Genomic DNA, 22,306 nt, shown 5'->3' with positions numbered 1-22,306 from the left:
AGAGTGCGCCTGAGGGGTAAAGCGCTGATGCGGCGTAGGATTCGGTTGCGAAGCCAACCCCATCACCTCCAACCGCGAACGCCACGCCCGCCATGACCGACGATACGATTCCGCCCTTCTCGTTTCCAGCCGTTCACGCCAAGAAAGTCACAGCTGCCTTCGATGGTGGGCGCCTAACCTCGAACGGGGGCGTGATGCTTCTGGCGATGGCCGAGCGGCGTCTCGGTTTGGCCAACAATCTGGCCCGGGTGTTCCCGGATCGGCGCGATCCGACGCGGGTCGTGCACAGCCTGGTCGATATGTTCCGCGCTCGCATGTTCGCGATCTGCTGCGGCTACGAGGACGCCGACGACCTCGATCATCTGAGGTCCGATCCGGCATTCAAGCTGGCCTGCGGTCGCCTACCGGACACGGGCCGGGATTTGTGTTCCCAGCCGACGCTGTCGCGGCTGGAGAATGCTCCGCGCCTGCGCGACGTGATCCGGCTGACCTACACTTTGGTCGACGCATGGATGGATAGCTACCCGCGCGAGCCGGCATCCGTCACGCTCGACATCGATGATACCTGCGACGTCGTCCACGGCCATCAGCAGCTCTCGCTGTTCAACGCTCATTATGACGAACGCTGCTTCCTGCCGATCCACGTCTACGACACGGAGAAGAGCCGGCCCGTGGCCGTCGTGCTGCGGCCCGGCAAGACGCCGGGCGGCGTCGAGGTGCGTGCCCATCTGCGCCGCCTGGTACGGCATATCCGGACGCGATGGCACAACACGCAAATTACGTTCCGTGGCGACGGGCACTATGCCCGGCCGGAGGCAATGGCGTGGTGCGAGACCAACGGCATCGACTACATCTTCGGTCTGTCCGGCACCAAGCCTCTCGCCAGAAAAGTCGACGAGGTCGCCGACGACATCCGCACGCGACGCGCCATCGAGAACCTGCCGGTTCTGCGTGGCTATACCGAGACGCGCCACAAGGCAAAGTCCTGGGATCGCGAACGGCGCACTGTCGCCCGTATTGAGGCGACGATGCTCGGCCTCGACATCCGCTTCGTCGTCACCAGCCTCGATGTCGGCTCGGCCGAGTGGATCTACGACAGCCTGTATTGCGCGCGCGGCCAAGCCGAGAATCTGATCAAGCTGCATAAGACGCAGCTCGCCTCCGATCGCACCAGCTGCCGTTCGGCGCTCGCCAACCAGGTCCGTCTCGTGCTCCATACGGCCGCTTATTGGCTGATGCTGACCGTGCGCGACGCCATTCCCAAAGCCCGGGAATTGGCCGCTGCCGAGTTCGCGACGCTGCGTCTTCGGCTCTTGAAAATCGCCGCCCGTGTCGTCGAGACCACGAGCCGCATTCGCCTTGCGTTTGCCGCGGCATGTCCCGAAGCCGACCTGATCTGCGGCTTGCCCGGCGCGCTGCTGCCGCTCGGTCCTTGACCGGCGGGGCGTCCGCCCCCGTTCGCCCAACCCATCCCTCAAGCGCGTTGCAAAGTACCGGTCGTCAGGCGGCGAAAAGCCGAAGGCAATCCTGTGCGCCTCGTCAGACAAGATGTGCGGCCGCATCAATCGGGCCCAAAAGCCGCACTCTCACGAATAGGACGGGCTAGGCTTTTCGCGCCATCCCCTGTTCTTGGCATTGCTCCGGCCCCGTCAAAAAACCAAAGTATTCTCGTGACATACCAGGGCGGCGCGCCATCAACTTGCCACGAACTTGCCCCTCAGGTTTGATGGTTCATGATTGATTTGCGCTGTGGCAGCGGGGAGAGCTTTACATGACGGATTTTCGTCGCCTGACCGGGATGTTTGTGGCCGCGATCGGCCTGATTCTGTCCGCGCCGCAGGCCTTCGCCCAGCAGCCGGACCGCGGGGACGAGCCGGGCCTGATCGCCGACGACGGCTACCAGCTCGATCCGGAATGGCAGAAGCAGGTGGTCTACTTCCGCACCACCGAGCCGCCGGGAACGATCATCGTCTCGACCGCAGAACGGCACCTCTATCTGGTGCAGCCCGGCGGGCGCGCGATCCGCTATGGTATCGGCGTCGGCCGCGACGGTTTCCAGTGGCAAGGACTGGTGACCATCACCAACAAGAAGGAATGGCCGGACTGGACGCCGCCGCCGGAGATGATCCAGCGCCAGCCCTATCTGCCGCGCTTCATGGCCGGCGGCCCCGGCAATCCGCTGGGCGCCCGCGCCATGTATCTCGGCACCACCGTCTACCGCATCCACGGCACCAACCGCCCCGACACGATCGGCACCAAGGTGTCTTCGGGCTGCTTCCGCCTCGTCAACAATGACGTTGCCGATCTTTATGATCGCGTCCCGGTCGGGACCAAGGTCGTCATTCGGCAGAAGCCCGAACTCTAAGGGCTATGGCTTGAGCATGATCCTCAGGATCATGCTCTGCCCCTCCTCCAAATTCCTTTTCCCGATACTTTCGAGAGAGCAATATGATGCGCACTTTTCGTGGCGGCCTGCTGATCGGGCTCGCCGTCGCCGTGCTGGTTGCCGTCCTGGCGATCATTTACGAATTCTACGACACCCGCACCCTGAAGCGCACGGTTCGCCGGGGCGAAGTGCTGTGCGGCGTCAACAAGGGCCTGCCGGGCTTCTCGATCCCCGACGACAAGGGCAACTGGACCGGCTTCGACGTCGATTTCTGCCGCGCGGTGGCCGCCGCGATCTTCAACGATCCGGGCAAGGCGAAGTTCGTTCCCCTCGACGCCAATGAGCGTTTCAAGGAGCTGCAGAGCCGCAAGGTGGACATCCTCTCGCGCAACACGACCTGGAGCATGGCGCGCGAGCTCGACTACGACCTGTATTTTCCGGCCGTGGCCTATTACGACGGCGTCGGCTTCATGGTGCCGCGCGCGCGCAACAAGGAGACCTCGCTGGATCTGACAGACAGCAAGGTCTGCGTGCAGAGCGGAACCACGACGACACTCAACGTCGCCGATTACTTCCGCGTCAACAACATGAAGTATGAAGAGGTGAAGTTCGACAAGCTCGACGACGTCGTGAAGGCCTACGACACCGGCAAGTGCGACACGCTTTCGGCCGACGTCTCCCAGCTCTATGCGCTGCGGCTGAACCTCTCGAAACCCGGCGACCACATGATCCTGCCGGACATGATCTCCAAGGAGCCGCTCGCCCCCGTCGTGCGTCAGCGCGACGACGACTGGATGATGATCGTGAAGTGGACGCTGTATGCCATGATCAACGCCGAGGAGCTCGGCGTCACCTCGGAGAACATCGACGAAGCTCTGAAGTCGAAGAAGCCGGAAGTGATGCGCCTCGTCGGCACCGAGGGCCGTTACGGCGAGCAGCTCGGCCTCACCAAGGACTGGGCCGCCCGCATCATCCGCCACGTCGGCAATTACGGCGAGATGTACGACCGAAACATCGGCGAGAAGTCCAAGCTGAAGATCCCCCGCGGCATGAACCAGCTATGGAACGCAGGCGGCGTGCAGTACGCACCGCCGATGCGGTAGGAGGTCTCTCCGCCGTCGCCGTCAGCTTGGGGCCACCGCTTTCCACACTCTCAACTGTCATCGCCCGCGAAAGCGGGCGATCCAGTATTCCAGAGACGGCAAACGCATGCGGAGAGGCCGCGGCGTACTGGGTCGCCCGGTCGAGCCGGGCGACGACACCGAGGGTGAGGCGCGCCCTCGCGCCCCAGCCCCGCCTCAATACCCTTGCGCTCTTGCGAGTTGCTCGGTGTGATAGTTCGCATCGCCGAACAATTCCTCGCACACCCGCGCGCGCTTCATGAAGAAGCCGATGTCGAACTGGTCGGTCATGCCCATGCCGCCATGCATCTGCACGCCTTCCTGCACCGCGCGCGTGGCCGTGGTGCCGGCGCGGGCCTTTGCGACTGCGACGGCAGAGGCGGCCTTGGCGACGTCGCCATCCAGGGCCTGCAGCGCCTTCATCACCGCGGCGCGGGCGATCTCGATGTCGACATAGAGCTCGGCGGCGCGGTGCTGGAGGGCCTGGAATTCGCCGATCAGCTTGCCGAACTGCTTGCGGCTCTTCAGGTACTCGACGGTGCGGCCGAACACCTCCTCGCTGAGACCGACCATTTCGGCGGCGACCGCGCCGCGGCCGATATCGAGCACGCCTTCGAGCAGAGTTGCGCCCTGATCGACCTCGCCGAGCACGCTGTCGGCATTGACCTCGACATTTGCGAACTCGATCCGCGCTGCATTGTGCGCATCGACCATGATGGTGCGCTCGATCGCGACGCCCTTCGCCGCGGGGTTCACCAGGAACAGCGTCAGGCCCTCGCGCTCACCGGCGGCGCCCGTCGTGCGCGCGGCAACGATCAGGAGATCGGCGACGTGTCCGTCGACCACGAGCGCCTTGGCACCGCTGAGCTTGAACCCGTTGCCGGCGCGCACGGCCTGCAAGCCGGTGTGGAGCGGACGGTGCTTGGCGCCCTCGTCGATTGCGAGCGTTGCGAGCAGCGAGCCGCTCGCGATCTTCGGCAGATACTCCGATCTCTGCGCGGAATTACCGCCGCGGTTCAGCGCCGAGGCCGCGACGACGCTGGTGGCGAGGAAGGGCGACGGCATCAGGGTGCGGCCGATCTCCTCCATGACGACGCCAGCCTCGACATGGCCGAGGCCACTGCCACCGAACTCTTCCGGCACCAGAAGACCGGCAAAACCCATCTCGGCAAAGGAATGCCAGAGCTCTTTCGAGAAACCGGTGGAGTCCTTGCTGTCGCGCAAGTGACGCAGGTGCGAGACCGGCGCCTTGTCGCTGATCAGCCCGCGCGCGCTGTCGCGGAGCATCGATTGTTCTTCGGTGAGGACGAGGGCCATGTGCGTGTTTCCGATTCGAAAATCCATCTGTGTCGTCATTCCGGGATGGCCCGAAGGGCCAGGCCCGGAATCCATAACCACGATCGGGAGTATGGATTCCGGGCTCGCGCTACGCGCGCCCCGTAATGACGGGTGGTGAGAGCGTGTTCACGCCCCCGGCAGATCCAGGATGCGCTTGGCGACGATGCCGAGCATGACCTCGGACGTGCCGCCCTCGATCGAGTTGGCCTTGGTGCGCAGCCAGGCGCGCGGGCGCGCGCCCTGCTTGGAGCGCTCGCTCTCCCATTCCAGCGCATCGACGCCGCCGGCCGACATCAGGATCTCGTGGCGGCGCTTGTTGAGCTCGGTGCCGTAGTACTTCATCGCCGACGAGAACGCCGGATGCGCCTGCCCGGCCTTGGCGAGATCGACCGCGCGCTCGGCGCAGGCCGCGAGCGCGGCTTCATCGACGTCGAAGCGCGCGATCTGGCCGCGCAGCATGGCATCGTCCAGCCTGCCTTGCCCATCGGTGCCGACGGAGTCCGCCGCGATCTGGCCGAGCGGCCGGCCGACGCCGCGCTCGCCCATCCCTGAGATCATCGCGCGCTCATGCTGCAGGAGATATTTCGCGACGTCCCAGCCGCGGTTGATGGTGCCGACCACATGCGACTTCGGCACGCGGACATTGTCGAAGAATGTCTCGCAGAACGGCGAATAACCGGAGATCAAGAGGATCGGCTTGGTCGAGACGCCCTTCGAGGTCATGTCGAACAGGATGAAGCTGATGCCGTCATGCTTCTTGGCAGTGGGATCGGTGCGCACCAGGCAGAAGATCCAGTCGGCGTAATTGGCATAGGACGTCCAGATCTTCTGGCCGTTGATGATGAAGTCGTCGCCGTCGCTCTCGGCGCGGGTCTGGAGCGAGGCGAGATCGGAGCCGGCGTTCGGCTCGGAATAGCCCTGGCACCAGCGGATCTCGCCCGCCGCGATCTTCGGCAGATGCTCCTTCTTCTGGGCATCGTTGCCGTATTTCAAGAGCGCCGGCCCGAGCATCCAGATGCCGAAGCTCGACAGCGGCGGGCGCGCGCCGATCCTCGCCATCTCGGCGCGCAGCACCTTGTGCTCGGCCGCGCTCAAGCCGCCGCCGCCATACTCCTTCGGCCAGTCAGGGACGGTCCAGCCCTTGTCGCGCATGCGCTCGAACCAGATGCGCTGCGGCTCGGACGAGAATTTTGCATTGCGCCCGCCCCAGAACACGTCGGCATCCGACGTCGCGGGCTTGCGCATTTCCGGCGGGCAATTGGCTTCCAGCCAGGCGCGCGTCTCGTTGCGGAATGTCTCGAGATCGGCGGTCTCAGTGTCGCTCATGGTCGTTTCCATCAATCAAAAAGACTTGTTGGGCAGGACTCTGGGCCAAGCCCCCGCGGAATTCAACCACTTCCGCAGGCGCAGTCGGCTATAGTCGCGGCAAGACGGTGCTTGAAAACAAAGAGGAAACGCGAATGCGCCTGAAGCTTCTTTCGCCTGGCGAAATGAACGAGAGCCAGCGGCAGACCTATGACGAATCGATTGCCGGCAAGCGCGGCAAGCCGCCGGCGCCGATGATGGCCTGGCTCAACAGTCCGGAGATGGCGCGTCACGCGACGCGGCTCGGCGAGGTCATGCGCTTCGACACGATATTCCCGGCAAAGCTCTCGGAGATCGCGATCCTGGTGACGGCGCGGCACTGGACCGCGCATTACGAATGGTACGCGCATAAGCGCCTGGCACTTGCAGGAGGCATGAAGCCCGAGATCATCGACGCGATCCGCGACCGCCGCACGCCCGAGTTCGACGACCCCAAGGGGAAGATGATCTACGACGTCGCGAAGTCGCTGCACGAGGGACACGGCGTCGAGAAGGGCTTGTATGATGAGGCAGTGAAGCTGCTCGGTGAGCGCGGCGTGGTCGAGGTGATCGGGCTGTGCGGCTATTACACGCTTGTATCGATGACGCTGAACACGTTCGAGTTCGGGCTGCCGGAAGGCGAGGTGTCGGAGCTGGCTTAGCGTCTTATCTAGAAACGATGGGTTTCGAGACGAGCAATAGCGCTGTCCCGAGGCCCGCCCTATCTGGAGCTCAGCAACGGAGCATTCCCATGTCGCAAAGCCCCGCCGTCGCCGCCGGCACCAGGATCGGCCACGTCCACCTCAAGGTCGCCGATCTCGATCGCGCGCTCGGCTTCTATTGCGGCGTGCTCGGCTTCGAGCTGATGCAGCGGATGGGCTCGGGCGCCGCCTTCATCTCCGCCGGCGGCTATCACCATCACATCGGGCTCAATACCTGGGAGAGCAAGGGCGGCTCGCCGCCGCCGCCTGATGCGACCGGGCTGTTTCACACCGCGATCCTCTACCCGACGCGGCCTGCACTTGCGGATGCGCTGCATCGGGTGCTCACGGCCGGCATTGCGCTGGATGGCGCCAGCGATCACGGCGTCAGCGAGGCGCTGTATCTGCGCGATCCCGACCAGAACGGGGTCGAGCTGTATTGGGACAGGCCCAGGGAGCAATGGCCGTTCGGGCCGGATGGGAAGCTGGCGATGTTCACCAAGCGGCTGGATGTGGAGGCGTTGCTGAAGCAGCGCGAGGCGTGAGCCGCAGGGGCACGATCTCGTAGGGTGGGCAAAGCGTAGCGTGCCCACCGATTCTTGCGGCGCACGTGGAGAGTCCGATGGTGGGCACGGCGCTATGCGCCTTTGCCCACCCTACGAGATTCTCTTCTCCGCACCATGATCAGCGCCGCGGCCATCACCTCCAGCGCGATGCAGAGATAGAACGGCAGCGCATAGCCGCCGGACCAATCGCGCAAGGCCCCGACGACGCCCGGGCCGAATGCGTAGGTCACCTGGTTGATCGCCGTATTCAAGCTGATCAGCACGCCGAACGCGGAACTGTCGAACTCCTGCTGCACGATCAGCGACGGCAGCGTGATGAGGTTGCCGACCGAGAAGCCGAACACCGCGCAGGCCGCGATCAGCACATAGTCATCATGCAGATTGATGACGACGAGAAGCGCCGCCGCCTGGCTGAGGAACGAGAGCGCGGAGGCCAAACGCTGATCGAGGCGGTCGATCACCAGCGAGAACAGCACCCGGCCGACGACGGCCATCGCCGTCAGCACCGCGACGGCGACGGCGGCGCGCTCGCGACCGATTACGGGATCGAGGAACGAGATCAGGTGCACGATGAAGCCCACCTGGGCGAACAGCACCAGGGCAAAGGCGATCGTCACCGTGAGGAAGCCGACGTCACGCAGCGCCCATGCGCGGATCTGCGTCGACGATTGCGGTTTGGCCTTCGCCGTCGCGTGCCAGCCATGACGATCGGGCGGGCGGCCGACGAGAAGCAGGATGACCGGCAGCAGCAGCACCAGCATGGCGCCGGCAGCGGCATGCATCGCGCTGGCGAAGCCGATATGGCCGATCAGCGTCACCAGCAGCGGCACGCCGACGATGCCGCCGAAGCTGGCGCCGTTCAGCGCCAGGCTGATCGCCATGCCGCGCTTGCGGTCGAACCACAGGCTGATCGTGTTGGTGATCATGGCGAGACTCGTGCCGGCCCAGCCGAAGGCGAGCACGGCATTCGCGAGATAAAGCTGCCAGGGCTCGCGCACCGCGCCGATCGCGACCGCGGCCGCCGCCATCGCCAGCGTGCCGGCAATCAGGCAGAGGCGCGGACCGTATTTCCGCACGGCTTCGCCGACGAAAACGACCAGCAGCGCGCCGAACAGATAGAAGAACGTCGTCCCTGCGGAGATCAGCGTCGTCGGCCAGCCCCGCGCGCGCTGGAGCTCGGCGACATAGACGCTCTGGCCGTAGAAGCCGAGACCCCAGCCGAAGGTGGCGAGCAGGAAGCAGACCGCGACGATGCGCCAGCCTTCGTAGCGGAGGGAGGATTCGTCGATCGTGGGCTGTTGAGGATTATCAAGCATTGCCGCTTACTCCGTCATGCCCGGGCATAGCCGTCTGAAGGACGGCGTCGCTTCCGCTCGCCTATGCCCAGGCATCCACTCTCTTCCTTCGACGTCGCAAAGACGTGGATGGCCGGGACAAGCCCGGCCATGACGACATCTAACTAACCCTCACCAGAAAATCACTTCGACCCGGATCGAAGTATCAACGCTGCTGACAGCCTCCCGCCAGCCTAGACCGCATCAGGGAACTCGCCCATCGCCGCATCCAGCCGCGCCTTGCGGCGGCGCGCCCAGGAGACCAGCGAGAGCACGGCAAGACCCAGCACGACAGGCGGGAACACCACCAGGTTCACCGCCGACCAGCCGTAATTGGCGAGCAGCTGCCCGGAGGAGAACGAGCCGATCGCCATCATGCCGAACACCAGGAAATCGTTGAAGGCCTGCACCTTGTTGCGCTCCTGCGGCCGGTGCGTCTCCAGCACCAGCGCGGAGGCGCCGATGAAGGAGAAATTCCAGCCGACGCCGAGCACGACCAGCGTGGCCCAGAAATGCATCGCGGTGAGCCCGGAGAGGCCGATGCCGGCGGCGCCGGCTTCCAGCAGCAGGCCGGCGGCCACGATTCTGGGCGCACCGAAGCGGGCGATCAGCGTGCCTGTGAAGAAGCTCGGCCCGTACATCGCGACGATGTGCCATTGCAGGCCGAAATTGGAATCGGACACGCTGAGGCCGCACAGCTTCATGGCGAGCGGCGCCGAGGTCATCACCAGGTTCATCATGGGATAGGAGATCACGCCGCACAGCGCCGCCGCGATGAAGCGCGGCTGGGTCACGATGGTGAGCAGCGGCCGGCCGCCGTGCAGATCGGCCGGCGCGGGCCTGGGCATGTCGACGCCGGCGACGATGCCCATCGCGACCAGCGCGACGGCGGCCTGCACCAGGAAGCTGAAGGCGAACAGATAGGGCTGCCAGACATCCATGGTCCATTGCACGAGCTGCGGACCGAGCACGCCGGCGAACACGCCGCCCGCCATCACCCAGGACACCGCCTTCGGACGGTAGGCCGCGCTGGCGCCGTCGGCGGCGGCGAAGCGATAGGACTGCGCCACGGCGCCGTAGAGGCCGCCAAGGAAGGTCGCGACACAGAACAGTGCGAACGAGCCGTGCAGGATCGCGAACGAGCCGAGCAGGCCGGTGAGCGTGCCGAGGCCCGTGCCGATGACGAAAGCCGCGCGGCGACCGAAGCGGCGCGAGATCGCACCGGTCGGCAGCGTGCCCGCGGCGAGTCCCACCACATACATCGAGATCGGCACAGTCGCGAACGACATGTCGGGCGCGAGCGTGGCGCCGACGATCGCGCCGGTGGCGAAGATCACCGCGGAGTTGGCGCCGGTCAGCGCCTGCGCCGCGGCAAGGCGCACCACATTGGCACGCACGCGGGCATCGTCGGCGATCTCACTGACTGCAGTCACGTCCAGCATCGAAATTTTTCCGCCCCAGGGGACTTTCAAGGGCTCACGAGGGCTGTTGATTCCCGGCACTATGGAGGGGCGTGGGAAGGCGGGCAACCGGCGCAAACGGGCGCAGGCCATGTCTCTGACGCAATCGAACAGATGATAGCGGGCCGCCGCGCTTGACGGCTTGCGCTCGATCAAATCCTATCCGCCGCGAGTTTTTGGAGTTTCGCTCATGTCCGTCGACGACAGGCCCACGCTCAGCGCTCCCGACGACGATCCCTGGCTATGGCTGGAGGAGATCGAGGGCACACAGGCGCTCGATTTCGTGGAGCGGCAGAACAGCCTGACGCTCCAGGCGTTCGGCGGAGCGGCTTTCGCGCGCGACCGCGACATCCTCGCGGCGATCTACGACCGGCCGGACAACATTCCCTATGTCAGCCGGCGCGGCAACGACCTCCACAACCTCTGGAAGGACGCCAGCAACCCGCGCGGCCTGTGGCGGCGCACGACGCTGGCGGAATTTCGCAAGGCCGATCCGGCATGGGAGACCATGCTGGATATCGACCGGCTCGCGGCGAGCGAAGGCGAGGACTGGCTGCTCGGCGGGATCGCCACGATGCCGGGAAGCTCGCGGGCGATCCTGAGCCTGTCGCGCGGCGGCAGCGACGCCGTCACTCTTCGCGAGTTCGACCTCGCCACGAAGAGCTTCGTTGCGGACGGCTTTACGCTGCCGGAAGCAAAAGGCGGCGTCGACTGGCTCGATGCCGACACGCTGCTGCTGTCGAGCGCGCATGGCGAGGACATGGCGACGAGCTCGGGATATGCGCGGACGGTTCGCCTGTGGCGGCGAGGCCAGCCTGTCGATCAGGCGCAGGTGATCATCGAGACCGCGGCCGATCACATGACGATCTATGGCAGCGCCGACGACACCGGAGCGGCGCCCCGGGTCTGGATCGTCGACCAGATCGACTTCTTCAATCACGCGATCCGGCTGCGCGATGCGGCCGGCACGACGACGAAGCTCGACCTGCCGACCGGGATCTGGATGCAGGCGCATGGCGACTGGTTCGCGATGAAGCTGCGCAAGGACTGGACGGTCGCAGGCCAGACCCATGTCACCGATACCGTGCTCGGCATCTCGCTTTCGGCGTTCCTGGCCGGCAGCCGCGATTTCGCGGTGCTGTTCGAGCCGGCACCGCGGCGCGCGCTGCAGGGTTTGTTCTGGGCCGCCGGACAGCTGGTGCTCTCGATCCTCGACGAGCTCAAGCCTCGCTTCGATATCTGCACGCCATCCGCCACTAGCTGGAGCCGTGAGACACTTGGCGGCCTGCCGGGAATCGGCGTCGTCGACGTCTGGCCGCTCGATCGCCATCCCTCCGAAGGCAATGGCGATCTGCTCGCCAATGTGCAGGATCCGCTGACGCCGCCCTCGCTGCTGCTGATCGAGCCGGGCGTTGCCAGTCCGACCGTGCTGAAGCAGGCGCCGAAGACATTCACTGCCGACGGCCTTGTCGTGACGCAGCACGAGGCGATCTCTGTTGACGGCGAGCGCATTCCCTATGTGCAGACCGGGCCCGCCGGGGAGACCGGCGATGCGCCGGTCTATATGAGTGCCTATGGCGGCTTCGGACTTGCCGTGAAGCCGTACTACAATGCCTCGCTCGGCAAGCTGTGGCTGGAGCGCGGCGGCACGACGGTGCAGGCGAATTTGCGTGGCGGCGGCGAGTTCGGCACGCGCTGGCACGATGCCGGACGGCTGGCCGGCAAGAAGCTGTCGCACGACGATTTCGCCGCGGTCGCGGCCGATCTGGTCCGCCGCGGCGTGACGCAGCCGAAGCGCATCGCGGCGCAGGGCGGATCGAACGGCGGCATCCTCATCACCAACATGCTGGTGCGCTATCCCGACCGGTTCGGCGCACTGTTCTGCACCATCCCGCTGATCGACATGCGCCGCTACACGAAGCTGCTCGCGGGCGCGAGCTGGATCGCCGAATATGGCGACCCCGACAAGCCCGAGGAATGGGAGTGGCTGAAGACCTACTCGGCCTATCACAACGTGAAGGCCGGCCAGGCCTATCCGCCGATCCTGATCGCGACCACGCGGCGCGACGACCGCGTCCATCCCGGCCATGCGCGCAAGATGGCCGCCAAGCTCCAGGCGATGGGCTTTGAAGCCTGGTTCTATGAGCCGGCTGCCGGCGGCCACGGCTACGGCAAGGACAACAAGGAGCGCGCCGGCTTCGAGGTGCTCGGCTTCCGGTTCTTGAAGGAGAGGATCGGGTGGAAGGATGGAGGCTAGTACCCACTTTTCTTGGAACGTGAGTCGTGATTCAAGGTCGGGATGATACCCGAAGCAAGAGAAGTCCACCTTTCGAGGAAAGATCGCAAGGTGCTTGAGGCGTGCTGTCGCTCACCGGTGACGTTGCAGCGCGATTTGAAGCGGGCGCGGATAGTTCTGTTGGCGGCGGATGGGCGCAGCACCCGGTCGATCGCCAAGGAAGTTGGGGTCCAGCCGCGGATTGTCAGCCTTTGGCGGCATCGCTATGCCGACCATGGCCTTGAAGGGCTGCAAGACAAGCCGCGGCCTGGCAAGCAGCCGATCTATACGAAGACGACCGACAAGCGGATTCTGAAGCTGCTGGATAAGCCGCCACCGCAAGGGTTTGCGCGCTGGACCGGCCCCCTGCTGGCCGAGGCGCTGGGCGATGTCGATGTCCAATATGTCTGGCGGTTCCTGCGCAGCCACAAGATTGACCTGGTGGCTCGCAAGTCCTGGTGCGAGAGCAACGACCCGAACTTTACGGCCAAAGCCGCCGATGTTGTCGGCCTCTATGTCGCGCCGCCGGCGAAGGCCATTGTGCTGTGCGTGGACGAGAAGCCCTCGATCCAGGCTTTGGAGCGAGCGCAGGGTTATCTGAAGTTGCCCAATGGCCGCGCCTTAACCGGCCAAAGCCACGATTACAAGCGGCATGGCACCACAACATTGTTTGCGGCGCTCGAAGTCGCCACCGGAAAGATCATCGCGACCCATTCAAAACGCCGGCGCCGCGTCGAGTTTCTCGATTTCATGAACAGCGTCACCGCGACTTTTCCGAACCGCAAGCTTCACGTCATCCTCGACAACCTCAACACCCATAAAAAGAACGAGGACTGGCTCAAGGCCCACCCCAACGTGCAATTTCATTTCACGCCGACAAGTGCGTCATGGCTCAATCAGGTCGAAGTATGGTTTTCCATCTTGCAGGGGCAGTCGCTCAGCGGCACCTCCTTCACGAGCCTCAAGCAGCTTCAGGAACACATCGATGCCTACGTCAACGCATACAACGACAGAGCCGAGCCCTTCGTCTGGACCAAGAAAAAGGTCCGTCAACGCCGTTTCAAAGGCCGCCGTATCACTCAGCTCTGATTCCGGGTACTAGAGTTGGATCCGCTGACGTCTCCACATCGTCATGGCCGGGCTTGACCCGGCCATCCACGCCTTGCCTTGGTGCCCGAAGAACGTGGATGCCCGGGACAAGCCCGGGCATGACGACCTCCTAGCGCCTCGCAAACACCAGCGTAAGATTGTTCGCGGGCATCTCGATGGTATCGACGAGGCCAAGGCCTACCGCCTTTGCGAGCTTTTCGACATCGCTGATATCGCGCACGCCCCAATCGGGATTGCCCTCGCGCAAGGAGGTGTCGAACACCGCATTGCTGAGCGCAGTGTGCTTGCCGTCGCGCTTGAAGGGGCCGTAGAGGAACAGCTTGCCGTCGGCACGCAGATAGCGGCCGGCGCCGGCGAACAGGCCTTCGGCCACGGCCCAGGGCGCGATGTGAATGACATTGGCGCAGAACACGACCGCAAGGCTTGTCGGCCCCTGCCCGCTCTTCATCTCCGGACACCAGTCGGGATCGGTGAGATCGATCCGCAGGGGCGAGCGGATGTTCGGCAGGCCCGCATGCACGCGCCAGGCTTCGATGCTCTTGAGATGGCGCTGGTTGAGGTCGCTCGGCCACCAGATGAGGCCGGGCGTGTGGCGGGCGAAATGAACCACGTGCTGGCCGGTTCCACTGCCGAGTTCCACCGCGATGCCGGTGCAGCCCGCGAGATCCTTTTCCAGCGCCGCCCAGATCGGTTCGTGATTGCGATGAAAGGCCGGCGCATCGAGGCGGCCATCCGGCTCGACCCGTCCGCCATCCTTGCCGAATTCGACGACATATTCAGCCAAGTGACGTCCCCAATAATGTGAAAAAGAAAGCACGGGCTTCAGGGCAAAAACGCCCACGAGAATAATTTGCTAATCGCAGTCGATCCGATGAACGAACTATCTCATCAGCTGGAATGCGCAGGATATTAACTCCATTTTGCCGCGTGCATAGTCTTGATTGTCAGGCGGTGCCCTTTGTGCTTTTGAACATTCCGCAAACGAGATCATCGACATACCGCTCCGGACGATGCCTTGACCGTCTTTCCCTGCAAGCCCGCCCTGCTGGTTGCGCTGGCCCTTGTCGCCGGCGCGGCTGCGGCCCCGGCGCGGGCGCAGTCCACCGTAACCGAGGGCCAGAAGCTCGCCTTCGACCGCGGCAAGGGCAATTGCCTGACCTGCCACGTCATCAAAGGCGGCGACCTGCCGGGAACGATCGGGCCGGAGCTGAAGGACATCACGGCAAAGTATCCCGATCGCAACGAGCTGTTCGCCATCATCTTCGACGAGACCAAGCGCAATCCGCAGACCATGATGCCGCCGTTCGGCCGGAACCGGATTTTGACCGAACAGGAGATCAACGCGATCGTTGATTTCCTGCAGACCCTGTAACGGCCGGCTGCCCAGGAGACTTGAGATGACCACGACCACCGGCGCTCATCCGACGCGGCGCCTCATCCTTCAGGGCGCAGCCAGTGTCGCGCTGCTCGGCCTCGGCAATCTGCCGTTCGGCGCCGCTCCCGCGCGCGCCGCAGCCAACGACAAATATCCGGAAGAGGCGTTCAAGCAGAAGAACGAGGCCGACGCGATCAAGGCCCTCTATGGCAGGACCGCGGAGCCGTCCGACAAGGTCAAGCTCGACGCGCCGGAGATCGCCGAGAACGGCGGCGTGGTGCCGATCTCGGTGACGACGTCGCTCGACAAGGTCACCTCGATCTCGTTCTTGGTGGCCGAGAACCCGAACGCGCTCGCGGCAAGCTACAAGATTCCCGACGGCACGATCCCTGCCGTCGCCAACCGGCTGAAGATGGCCAAGACCACCAAATTGACCGCGATCGTGGAAGCCGACGGCAAGCTCTACAGCGCGACCAAAGAGGTCAAGGTCACCGTCGGCGGTTGCGGCGGCTAAGCGAGGCAGTTCGACATGGCATCCAGCATTCGCGTGCGCGCGACATCCAACGGCGACATCACCGAGGTGCAGACGCTGATCCAGCACCCCATGGACACCGGCCTGGTCAAGGATTCCAAGGGCGAGCTGATCCCGGGCGCACTTCATCCAGGAGCTGAAGTTCGAGTGTAACGGCAAGGACGTCTTCGTCGCCAATTGGGGCACTGCGGTCTCCAAGGACCCCTACGTCAAGTTCAGCTTCAAGGGCGCCAGGAAGGGCGACGAGCTCAAGATCTCCTGGACCGACAACAAGGGTGCGTCGGACACGACCACCGCGAAGATCGCGTGATGAAACAGCGCGCCACGATTCTGCTCGGCTCGGCGTTCGTCGCACTCGCGGCGCTTGCTTTCGCCGCAACGCGTGTCGTCGCCGCCGACAAGGTCGATCCCGTCGCCGATGCCAAGGCGTTCCAGAACTTCTTCTTCCAGAAGTTTCCGAACGTGAAGCACGAGGATTTCGTCAACGGTCCTTATTCCATGAACGAGGACATGAAGCGGCAGTGGCAGGAGAAGGAGGAATTCCCGCCCTACGAGTTCGCGCTCGATGCCGGCAAGGAGATGTTCTCGACCCCGTTCAAGAACGGCAAGACCTACGCCGACTGCTTCCCGAACGGCGGCATCGGCATCCGCCAGAACTATCCATACTTCGACGAGAAGGAAGGCAAGGTCGTCACGCTGGAGCTCGCACTCAACCGCTGCCGCGAGGCCAACGGCGAAGCGCCCTATTCCTACGTCAAGGACGAGATGGCTTCGCTCACCGCCTACATGGCCTACACCTCGCGCGGCAAGCCGATGGACATCAAGATTCCCGACGATCAACGTGCGCTGGCGGCGTACGAGAACGGCAAGCGCTATTTCTACACCCGGCGCGGCCAGATGAATTTCTCCTGCGCCAGCTGCCATGTGCAGAGCCCGGGTGAGCGCATCCGCGCCGAGACCCTGGCACCGGCGCTCGGCATCCTCAACGCGATGCCGATCTACCGCTCCGAATGGAGCGGCATGAGCACCACCAGCCGCCGCTTCGTCACCTGCAACAGCCAGACCCGCGCGGTTCCGCTGGAGCCGCAATCGGACGAATATCGCGACGTCGAATATTTCCTGTCCTATGTCGCCAACGGCCTGCCGATCTCGGGACCGGGAGCACGGCCATGAAGCGGTCACTTGCTCTCGCCATGCTGCTCGTCTTGAGCCTTGCGCCATCCGCGCGCGCGGCGAACGAGGCGGACTACAAGGCGGCCTATGCCGCCGCCGAAGCCGCCTCCAAGGAGGCGGCCGGCATGCGCAATCAATGGACCGTGACCGTATCTGCGCTGGCGGCAGCGAAGAAGGCTGCCGACGGCGGCGATTTCGACCGTGCGGTTGCCGCGGCCAGGGAGGCCGAGGCCCTGGCGAAGGCGTCGATCTTCCAGGCCACGTCCGAAAAAGAAGCCTGGAAGGCGATGGAAATCCGCTAGACTGCGCCTGAGTGGAATAGTCCGACGATCACGAGAGGCGCGGAGAATTCTTGGATGGCGATCCGCCGCCGCGATTTCCTGAGAAGTGCAGGCCTTGCCGCCGCGACGCTCGGCCTGCCGCGGCTGGCCCGCGGCACCGAGACAGCCAGCATCTACGACATCGAGCGGTTCGGCAACGCGCGGATCCTGCACATCACCGACACGCATGCGCAGCTCAATCCGGTTTATTTCCGCGAGCCCAGCGTCAATATCGGCATCGGTGAGATGGCGGGACGGCCGCCGCATCTGGTCGGCCGCGCCTTCCTGGAGCGGTTCGGCATCCGGCCCGACAGCGCGGATGCCTATGCTTTCACCTGCTTCGAGTTCGAGAAGTCTGCAGGCCGCTTCGGCAAGCTCGGCGGCTTCGCCCATCTGAAGACGCTGGTCGACCGCTTGCGCGCCGATGTCGGCGAGAAGCGTTCGCTGCTCATCGACGGCGGCGATCTCTGGCAAGGCACCGGGCTTGCAAACGTCATGCAGGGCCGCGACATGGTCGAGGTCGCCAATCTGCTCGGCATCGAGGCGATGACCGGGCATTGGGAGTTCACCTATGGCGAGCAGGCGCTGCGCGACAATCTCGAGCGCTTCAAGGGCGAGTTCCTGGCGCAGAACGTGTTCCTGACCGAGGAAGCCGCGTTCAACGACGCCCCCGCCTTCGACAAGGCCACCGGCCGCGTGTTCAAGCCTTCGATGATCAAGGAGATCGGCGGGCATCGCGTCGCGATCGTCGGCCAGGCCTTCCCTTACGTTCCGATCGCGCATCCGAAACGATTCACACCGGATTGGAGCTTCGGCATCCGCGAGGAGGAGTTGCAGAAGCATGTCGATGCCTTGCGGGGCACCGACAAGGTCGATGCCGTCGTCCTGCTGTCGCACAACGGCATGGATGTCGACCTCAAGCTCGCAAGCCGGGTCACCGGCATCGACGTCATCCTCGGCGGCCACACCCATGATGCCGTGCCGCAGCCGATTGCCGTGAAGAATGCAGGCGGCACGACGCTCGTCACCAATGCCGGCTCCAACGGGAAATTCCTGGCCGTGCTCGATCTTGCACTCGACAAGGGCAAGGTCAGCGACGTCCACTATCATCTGCTGCCGGTCTATTCCGAGCTGCTGAAGCCCGACCCTGCCATGGCCGAGCTGACCGGCCGGCTGCGCGCGCAGCATGTGAGCGACTGGTCGGAGAAGATCGCAACGCCGGATCGCCTGCTCTACCGCCGCGACAATTTCTCCGGGCCCGTCGACGAATTGATCTGCACCGCGCTGCGTGCCGAGCTCGACGCCGAGATCGCGCTGTCGCCGGGCTTCCGCTGGGGCGTCACCGCGCTGTCCGGCCAGGCGCTGACCATGGAGGATCTGCTGGCGGAGACCGCGATCACCTATCCCGAGACCTATGTGCAGGAAATGACGGGAGCCCAGATCAAGGACGTGCTGGAAGACGTCTGCGACAATCTCTTCAACGCCGATCCCTATTACCAGCAGGGCGGCGACATGGTGCGCGTCGGCGGGCTCAGCTACACCTGCATGCCGACAGCCGAGATCGGCAGCCGCATCTCGGAGCTGAGGCTTGGCAGCGGCAAGACGCTCAGCGCCAGACACCGCTACAAGGTCGCGGGCTGGGCTTCTGTCAACGGCCAGCAAGGCGCGCCGGTGTGGGACGTCGTCGGCAAGTATCTGCGCTCGGGCCGGATGTTGCCGGAGCGGCTCGGCTCCGGCGTGACGCTGAAGGGAGTCGAGGGCAATCCAGGCATTGCAGGACAGGGATGATGAGGTCGCAGCTCATATCCGCGATGATGCTGGCACTGCTCGTCTGGGCGGCGGCCCCGCCCGCTCTGGCACAACAGGTGCCGCTCCAGGACAAGCCGTTCGCCGAGCACAGGATCGTGCTGCAGCTCTCCGATGGCGATGCGAAGAAGCAGGCGCTGGTGCTGAGCGTCGCCAACAACCTGCTGAAGGCCTACGATCCCGACAAGATCGCAATCGAAGTGGTGGTGTTCGGTCCCGGCATCGACCTGCTTCTTGCCGGCAGCGAGCGCCGCAAGCAGGTCGAGAGCCTGATCGCACAAGGCGTGCGCTTCGACATCTGCCTCAACACGGTGGACACGATCGAGCGCGAGACCGGCAGGAGGCCGGAGTTCATCCCTTCCGCGACTCCGGTGCAGGTCGGGGTTGGGCAGATCCTGTTCCTGGCGGAGAACGGGTACACATTGGTGCGGCCGTAGGGGCGCGGCGATCTCCGTGTCGTCCTGGACAAGCGCGCCTCAAGCGCGCGCCGATCCGGAACCCATAGCCACAGGGAGTGGTTTGGCGATGACCCGGAGTTACCAGTTACGCCCGCAACTACTCCCTGTGGTTATGGGTCCCCGCCTTCGCGGGGACGACACTGAGTTTGTGGGACCGGTTGCACCCGCACCGTCACCCGCCTCACAATAAAAATCTTCCAAATATTACCATTCACACAGTGAATTGCTTCTTCCGGCCCCGGGCGTAGTAGAATCGTCGAAATCAGTTCCACGCCGGGTCAAAGCCATGATCTTCCGTCAGCTCTTCGACAGCGTTTCGGGCACCTACAGCTATCTCTTGGCCAGCCGCGCCGGCGGCGAGGCGCTCATCCTGGATCCCGTGCTGGAAAAGGTCGACCGCTACTGCCAATTGCTGCGCGAGCTCGACCTCAAGCTGGTGAAGGCAGTGGATACCCATCTGCATGCCGACCACGTCACCGGCCTCGGCGAGCTGCGCGACCGCACCCATTGCATGACCGTGATGGGCGACCAGACCAAGGCCGACGTGGTGGCGATGCGGGTGGCCGATGGCGACAAGGTGACGATCGAGGGCCTGTCGCTCGACGTGATGTACACGCCGGGTCACACCGACGATTCCTATTCCTATCTGATGGGCGACCGCGTCTTCACCGGCGACACGCTTCTGATCCGCGGCACCGGCCGCACCGATTTCCAGAACGGATCCTCGCGCGCCCAGTATGATTCGATCTTCAACCGCCTGCTCAAGCTGCCGGACGAGACGATGGTGTTCCCGGCGCATGACTACAAGGGCGACACCGTCTCCACCATCGGCGAGGAGAAGCGCTTCAATCCGCGGCTCCAGGTGCGCTCGGTGGACGAATATATCGAGTTGATGGCGAACCTGAAGCTGCCCAATCCGAAGATGATGGACGTGGCGGTGCCCGCCAACATGCATGTCGGCCTGCATCAGGAGGAGCTGGAAAAGGAAGGCCGCGCGCTCAGCGCCGTCGAGGCGATCCGCGCGCTCGGCCGGCCTGACATCCTGCTGGTCGACCTGCGCGAGACCAACGAGCGGCTGAAGCACGGCACGCTCGAAGGCGCGCTGCACACGCCCTATCCCTCCGTCGAGGAGAGCCTCAAGCCCGGCGGCATGCTGCGCGAGGTCGCGGCCGCCACCGGCCGCCGTGTGGTGTTCTTCTGCGCCTTCGGCGAACGCTCGGCGATGGCGGTTGCGGCTGCGAAGGAAGCGGGACTTCTCAACACCGCCCATATCGCCGGCGGCATCGATGCCTGGAAGAAGGCGGGCGGGCCGGTGCTGCACTGAACGGCCATCGGCTTGCGATAGGTCAGGCGCTGCAAGCATTTTCCGGATAGGATCGGGTTCAGCATCACCATCCGGGACCAATCATGGCCAAGACTGGCAAGCCGAGCGAGCCGCCCAAGACCGCCGAGAACAGGTCGGCGGACGACAAGGCGAAGAAGCCTCTGCCACCGCGCGAGATCGATGACGACGATTACGAAGACGGCGATATCGCAACACCGAAGCGCGACCGCTACGGGCCGGATGACGACCCGTTGTGAGGGCATGAAGCTGCATCGCGAATGGTGCGTACTCTCCCCCTTGCGGGAAAGGGAGCGCAGTGTGCCACACTGCACCGCCGAGCAATCATCGAGATTGCAGCGTCCTCGCTAGCTGCCATGCGCCTGCGTTCATGGACAAATAACCGCTCTCCCCGATAGTTTGCGCCTCCATCGGGAGTGAAACGGAACTGCAATGGTCGACGTTCTCGCCGCACCGCAGCAAGGCAAGGCGGACAGTGCGCTGCGCACGCTGACCGGAATCTCGATTGCGCATTGGGTCAGCCATTTCCATCTGCTGGTGCTGCCGATGCTGTTCCCGTTTCTCAAGAGCCAGCTCGGCGTCGGCTATATCGAGCTCGGCTTCGCGCTCACCGTGTTTGCCGTGGTGTCCGGCCTGACGCAGGCGCCGACGGGCTATCTGGTCGACCATTTCGGTGCGCGCAGGATTTTGCTGGCCGGGCTGACGCTGGGCGGTGTCGCGCTGATCCTGCTCGGGCTGCACCTCAGCTACGCCTCGCTGATCGCCTGCGCCGTGCTGCTCGGCCTCGCCAACAGCGTCTACCATCCCGCCGATTACGCGATTCTGGCCGAGCACATGGACGAGGCGCGGATGGGCCGCGCCTTCTCGATTCATACCTTTGCCGGCTTTCTCGGCGGTGCGGTGGCGCCGGCCATCGTCGCAGCGCTCGTCCCATTGTCCGGTGGCGCCGGGGCGCTGATCGCGTCCGGCGCGGTTGGTGTCGCAGTCGCGCTGCTGCTGATCGTCATGAACATTCCGGACGCCGGCGCGCACAAGAAGAAGCCGGGCGGCGAGAGCGCGCCGAAGCAGGCGGTGATCACGCCGGCGCTGATCACCCTGACCGCGCTGTTCATGCTGCTCAGCCTGTCGGTCGCCGGCATCAACAATTTCGGCGTGGTGGCGCTGATGAGCGGCTACGGCGCCTCTTACTCCGCCGCCAACATCGCGCTGACGGCGTTCCTGGGCGCCAGTGCCATCGGCGTGCTCGCGGGCGGCTTCCTCGCCGACCACACCGAGCGTCACGGCTATGTCGCGGCGGCATGCTTTGCGGCGAACGCGGCAATCGTGCTGCTGATCGCGCTGGTGACGCTGCCGGGCTGGGCGCTGACCGCCACGATGGCGACCGCGGGCTTCCTCTCCGGCGTGATCGCGCCCTCGCGCGACATGCTGGTGCGCAATGCGGCGCCCGCCGGCGCTGCGGGGCGCGCCTTCGGCATCGTCTCCACCGGTTTCAATATCGGCGGCATCGTCTCACCGCTGCTGTTCGGCTGGATCATGGACCAGAACGCACCGCACTGGGTGTTCGGCGCGTCCGTGATCTTCATGGTGGCGACGGTGGTGCTGTCGCCGTTCACGGAACGGAAGCCGGCCAAGGCTTGAGCTACAAATTCAACCGTCGTCCCTTCC

The 22,306-nt window shown here is 64.6% G+C and carries 21 protein-coding genes and 1 pseudogene; 17 read left to right on the top strand and 5 right to left on the bottom strand.

The genetic code is table 11. From position 1 onward, the window contains the following. The first annotated feature begins 92 nt into the window (after nucleotides 1-92). The 3 genes from ABIF91_RS18110 (at nucleotide 93) to ABIF91_RS18100 (ending at nucleotide 3,489) form a co-directional block, all read left to right on the top strand. The gene (locus ABIF91_RS18110; RefSeq protein ID WP_208086440.1) at nucleotides 93-1,436 is read left to right on the top strand and encodes an IS1380-like element ISBdi2 family transposase; all 1,344 of its coding nucleotides are present in this window, start codon (nucleotides 93-95) and stop codon (nucleotides 1,434-1,436) included. Between the two features lie 335 nt (nucleotides 1,437-1,771). Further along, complete coding sequence (locus ABIF91_RS18105) at nucleotides 1,772-2,365, top strand: L,D-transpeptidase (protein ID WP_028181585.1); 594 nt, start codon at nucleotides 1,772-1,774, stop codon at nucleotides 2,363-2,365. 86 nt (nucleotides 2,366-2,451) lie between these two features. Further along, on the top strand, nucleotides 2,452-3,489 hold the full coding sequence (locus ABIF91_RS18100) for an amino acid ABC transporter substrate-binding protein (RefSeq protein WP_028181584.1): 1,038 nt from the start codon (nucleotides 2,452-2,454) through the stop codon (nucleotides 3,487-3,489). A gap of 195 nt (nucleotides 3,490-3,684) precedes the next feature. Here the strand turns inward: ABIF91_RS18100 and ABIF91_RS18095 are convergent, their stop codons facing one another. Both ABIF91_RS18095 and ABIF91_RS18090 read right to left on the bottom strand, forming a co-directional pair. Then, a complete protein-coding gene (locus tag ABIF91_RS18095) occupies nucleotides 3,685-4,824 on the bottom strand; it encodes an acyl-CoA dehydrogenase family protein (RefSeq protein WP_424579373.1) in 1,140 nt (379 codons plus the stop codon). A gap of 147 nt (nucleotides 4,825-4,971) precedes the next feature. Continuing rightward, complete coding sequence (locus ABIF91_RS18090; protein ID WP_028181582.1) at nucleotides 4,972-6,171, bottom strand: acyl-CoA dehydrogenase family protein; 1,200 nt, start codon at nucleotides 6,169-6,171, stop codon at nucleotides 4,972-4,974. A gap of 134 nt (nucleotides 6,172-6,305) precedes the next feature. On the opposite strand from ABIF91_RS18090, the gene ABIF91_RS18085 reads away from it, so the two are divergent. Continuing rightward, nucleotides 6,306-6,851 carry a carboxymuconolactone decarboxylase family protein gene (locus ABIF91_RS18085; RefSeq protein WP_028181581.1) on the top strand — a complete coding sequence of 182 codons (546 nt, stop codon included), beginning with the start codon at nucleotides 6,306-6,308 and terminating at the stop codon, nucleotides 6,849-6,851. Nucleotides 6,852-6,940: 89 nt separating this feature from the next. After that, nucleotides 6,941-7,435 carry a VOC family protein gene (locus tag ABIF91_RS18080; protein ID WP_028181580.1) on the top strand — a complete coding sequence of 165 codons (495 nt, stop codon included), beginning with the start codon at nucleotides 6,941-6,943 and terminating at the stop codon, nucleotides 7,433-7,435. 92 nt (nucleotides 7,436-7,527) lie between these two features. Here the strand turns inward: ABIF91_RS18080 and ABIF91_RS18075 are convergent, their stop codons facing one another. Both ABIF91_RS18075 and ABIF91_RS18070 read right to left on the bottom strand, forming a co-directional pair. After that, nucleotides 7,528-8,772, bottom strand: a complete 1,245-nt coding sequence (locus ABIF91_RS18075) for an MFS transporter (protein ID WP_424579290.1) — start codon at nucleotides 8,770-8,772, stop codon at nucleotides 7,528-7,530. 212 nt (nucleotides 8,773-8,984) lie between these two features. Then, nucleotides 8,985-10,232 carry an MFS transporter gene (locus tag ABIF91_RS18070; protein ID WP_028179921.1) on the bottom strand — a complete coding sequence of 416 codons (1,248 nt, stop codon included), beginning with the start codon at nucleotides 10,230-10,232 and terminating at the stop codon, nucleotides 8,985-8,987. A gap of 208 nt (nucleotides 10,233-10,440) precedes the next feature. Between ABIF91_RS18070 and ABIF91_RS18065 the strand changes: the two genes are divergently transcribed. Both ABIF91_RS18065 and ABIF91_RS18060 read left to right on the top strand, forming a co-directional pair. Next, entirely contained in the window at nucleotides 10,441-12,507 is a 2,067-nt protein-coding gene (locus ABIF91_RS18065) for a prolyl oligopeptidase family serine peptidase (protein ID WP_028179922.1), read from the top strand. A 42-nt stretch (nucleotides 12,508-12,549) separates the two neighbouring features. Continuing rightward, nucleotides 12,550-13,614, top strand: a complete 1,065-nt coding sequence (locus ABIF91_RS18060; protein WP_011084514.1) for an IS630-like element ISRj1 family transposase — start codon at nucleotides 12,550-12,552, stop codon at nucleotides 13,612-13,614. A gap of 130 nt (nucleotides 13,615-13,744) precedes the next feature. Here ABIF91_RS18060 and ABIF91_RS18055 read toward each other — a convergent pair whose 3' ends face one another. After that, on the bottom strand, nucleotides 13,745-14,419 hold the full coding sequence (locus ABIF91_RS18055) for a DUF938 domain-containing protein (protein ID WP_028179923.1): 675 nt from the start codon (nucleotides 14,417-14,419) through the stop codon (nucleotides 13,745-13,747). Nucleotides 14,420-14,650: 231 nt separating this feature from the next. On the opposite strand from ABIF91_RS18055, the gene soxX reads away from it, so the two are divergent. The 10 genes and pseudogenes from soxX to ABIF91_RS18005 all read left to right on the top strand — a co-directional run bounded on the left by soxX (nucleotide 14,651) and on the right by ABIF91_RS18005 (nucleotide 22,279). Next, nucleotides 14,651-15,007 (top strand): sulfur oxidation c-type cytochrome SoxX, encoded by a 357-nt coding sequence (soxX, locus tag ABIF91_RS18050; protein WP_028179924.1) that lies wholly within the window; start codon nucleotides 14,651-14,653, stop codon nucleotides 15,005-15,007. Nucleotides 15,008-15,032: 25 nt separating this feature from the next. Next, nucleotides 15,033-15,524, top strand: a complete 492-nt coding sequence (gene soxY, locus ABIF91_RS18045; RefSeq protein ID WP_028179925.1) for a thiosulfate oxidation carrier protein SoxY — start codon at nucleotides 15,033-15,035, stop codon at nucleotides 15,522-15,524. A gap of 15 nt (nucleotides 15,525-15,539) precedes the next feature. Continuing rightward, nucleotides 15,540-15,852 (top strand): annotated as a pseudogene (gene soxZ, locus ABIF91_RS18040) (thiosulfate oxidation carrier complex protein SoxZ). Continuing rightward, complete coding sequence (gene soxA, locus ABIF91_RS18035; RefSeq protein ID WP_424579289.1) at nucleotides 15,852-16,715, top strand: sulfur oxidation c-type cytochrome SoxA; 864 nt, start codon at nucleotides 15,852-15,854, stop codon at nucleotides 16,713-16,715. Before soxZ ends, soxA begins: the two are co-directional and overlap by 1 nt. Next, nucleotides 16,712-17,017: a hypothetical protein gene (locus ABIF91_RS18030; RefSeq protein WP_028179928.1), complete on the top strand. Its 306-nt coding sequence runs from the start codon at nucleotides 16,712-16,714 to the stop codon at nucleotides 17,015-17,017. Before soxA ends, ABIF91_RS18030 begins: the two co-directional genes overlap by 4 nt. A 54-nt stretch (nucleotides 17,018-17,071) precedes the next feature. Continuing rightward, entirely contained in the window at nucleotides 17,072-18,823 is a 1,752-nt protein-coding gene (gene soxB, locus ABIF91_RS18025; RefSeq protein ID WP_424579288.1) for a thiosulfohydrolase SoxB, read from the top strand. Beyond that, complete coding sequence (locus ABIF91_RS18020) at nucleotides 18,820-19,278, top strand: hypothetical protein (protein ID WP_028179930.1); 459 nt, start codon at nucleotides 18,820-18,822, stop codon at nucleotides 19,276-19,278. The genes soxB and ABIF91_RS18020 overlap by 4 nt, the downstream gene beginning before the upstream one ends. A gap of 307 nt (nucleotides 19,279-19,585) precedes the next feature. Continuing rightward, on the top strand, nucleotides 19,586-20,623 hold the full coding sequence (locus ABIF91_RS18015) for an MBL fold metallo-hydrolase (RefSeq protein ID WP_028179931.1): 1,038 nt from the start codon (nucleotides 19,586-19,588) through the stop codon (nucleotides 20,621-20,623). Nucleotides 20,624-20,706: 83 nt separating this feature from the next. Next, nucleotides 20,707-20,880: a hypothetical protein gene (locus ABIF91_RS18010; protein WP_035674715.1), complete on the top strand. Its 174-nt coding sequence runs from the start codon at nucleotides 20,707-20,709 to the stop codon at nucleotides 20,878-20,880. 193 nt (nucleotides 20,881-21,073) lie between these two features. Beyond that, nucleotides 21,074-22,279 carry an MFS transporter gene (locus ABIF91_RS18005; RefSeq protein ID WP_028179932.1) on the top strand — a complete coding sequence of 402 codons (1,206 nt, stop codon included), beginning with the start codon at nucleotides 21,074-21,076 and terminating at the stop codon, nucleotides 22,277-22,279. Nucleotides 22,280-22,306: the final 27 nt, after the last annotated feature.

Origin of the sequence: Bradyrhizobium sp. USDA 241, from assembly GCF_049739505.1 — a bacterium.
Lineage (GTDB): Bacteria > Pseudomonadota > Alphaproteobacteria > Rhizobiales > Xanthobacteraceae > Bradyrhizobium > Bradyrhizobium liaoningense.
This window is presented reverse-complemented; position numbering and strand designations above follow the sequence as displayed.

Bases quoted from the DNA above. Each gene is read 5' to 3' on its own strand.
- ABIF91_RS18005 (WP_028179932.1), top strand. From the start codon at position 21,074: ATGGTCGACGTTCTCGCCGCACCGCAGCAAGGCAAGGCGGACAGTGCG.
- ABIF91_RS18075 (WP_424579290.1), bottom strand. From the start codon at position 8,772: ATGCTTGATAATCCTCAACAGCCCACGATCGACGAATCCTCCCTCCGC.
- ABIF91_RS18105 (WP_028181585.1), top strand. From the start codon at position 1,772: ATGACGGATTTTCGTCGCCTGACCGGGATGTTTGTGGCCGCGATCGGC.
- soxY (WP_028179925.1), top strand. From the start codon at position 15,033: ATGACCACGACCACCGGCGCTCATCCGACGCGGCGCCTCATCCTTCAG.
- ABIF91_RS18030 (WP_028179928.1), top strand. From the start codon at position 16,712: ATGAAGCGGTCACTTGCTCTCGCCATGCTGCTCGTCTTGAGCCTTGCG.
- ABIF91_RS18090 (WP_028181582.1), bottom strand. From the start codon at position 6,171: ATGAGCGACACTGAGACCGCCGATCTCGAGACATTCCGCAACGAGACG.
- ABIF91_RS18080 (WP_028181580.1), top strand. From the start codon at position 6,941: ATGTCGCAAAGCCCCGCCGTCGCCGCCGGCACCAGGATCGGCCACGTC.
- ABIF91_RS18100 (WP_028181584.1), top strand. From the start codon at position 2,452: ATGCGCACTTTTCGTGGCGGCCTGCTGATCGGGCTCGCCGTCGCCGTG.
- ABIF91_RS18065 (WP_028179922.1), top strand. From the start codon at position 10,441: ATGTCCGTCGACGACAGGCCCACGCTCAGCGCTCCCGACGACGATCCC.
- ABIF91_RS18010 (WP_035674715.1), top strand. From the start codon at position 20,707: ATGGCCAAGACTGGCAAGCCGAGCGAGCCGCCCAAGACCGCCGAGAAC.
- ABIF91_RS18015 (WP_028179931.1), top strand. From the start codon at position 19,586: ATGATCTTCCGTCAGCTCTTCGACAGCGTTTCGGGCACCTACAGCTAT.
- ABIF91_RS18110 (WP_208086440.1), top strand. From the start codon at position 93: ATGACCGACGATACGATTCCGCCCTTCTCGTTTCCAGCCGTTCACGCC.
- ABIF91_RS18085 (WP_028181581.1), top strand. From the start codon at position 6,306: ATGCGCCTGAAGCTTCTTTCGCCTGGCGAAATGAACGAGAGCCAGCGG.
- ABIF91_RS18095 (WP_424579373.1), bottom strand. From the start codon at position 4,824: ATGGCCCTCGTCCTCACCGAAGAACAATCGATGCTCCGCGACAGCGCG.
- soxB (WP_424579288.1), top strand. From the start codon at position 17,072: ATGGCGATCCGCCGCCGCGATTTCCTGAGAAGTGCAGGCCTTGCCGCC.
- ABIF91_RS18020 (WP_028179930.1), top strand. From the start codon at position 18,820: ATGATGAGGTCGCAGCTCATATCCGCGATGATGCTGGCACTGCTCGTC.
- soxA (WP_424579289.1), top strand. From the start codon at position 15,852: ATGAAACAGCGCGCCACGATTCTGCTCGGCTCGGCGTTCGTCGCACTC.
- ABIF91_RS18060 (WP_011084514.1), top strand. From the start codon at position 12,550: ATGATACCCGAAGCAAGAGAAGTCCACCTTTCGAGGAAAGATCGCAAG.
- ABIF91_RS18070 (WP_028179921.1), bottom strand. From the start codon at position 10,232: ATGCTGGACGTGACTGCAGTCAGTGAGATCGCCGACGATGCCCGCGTG.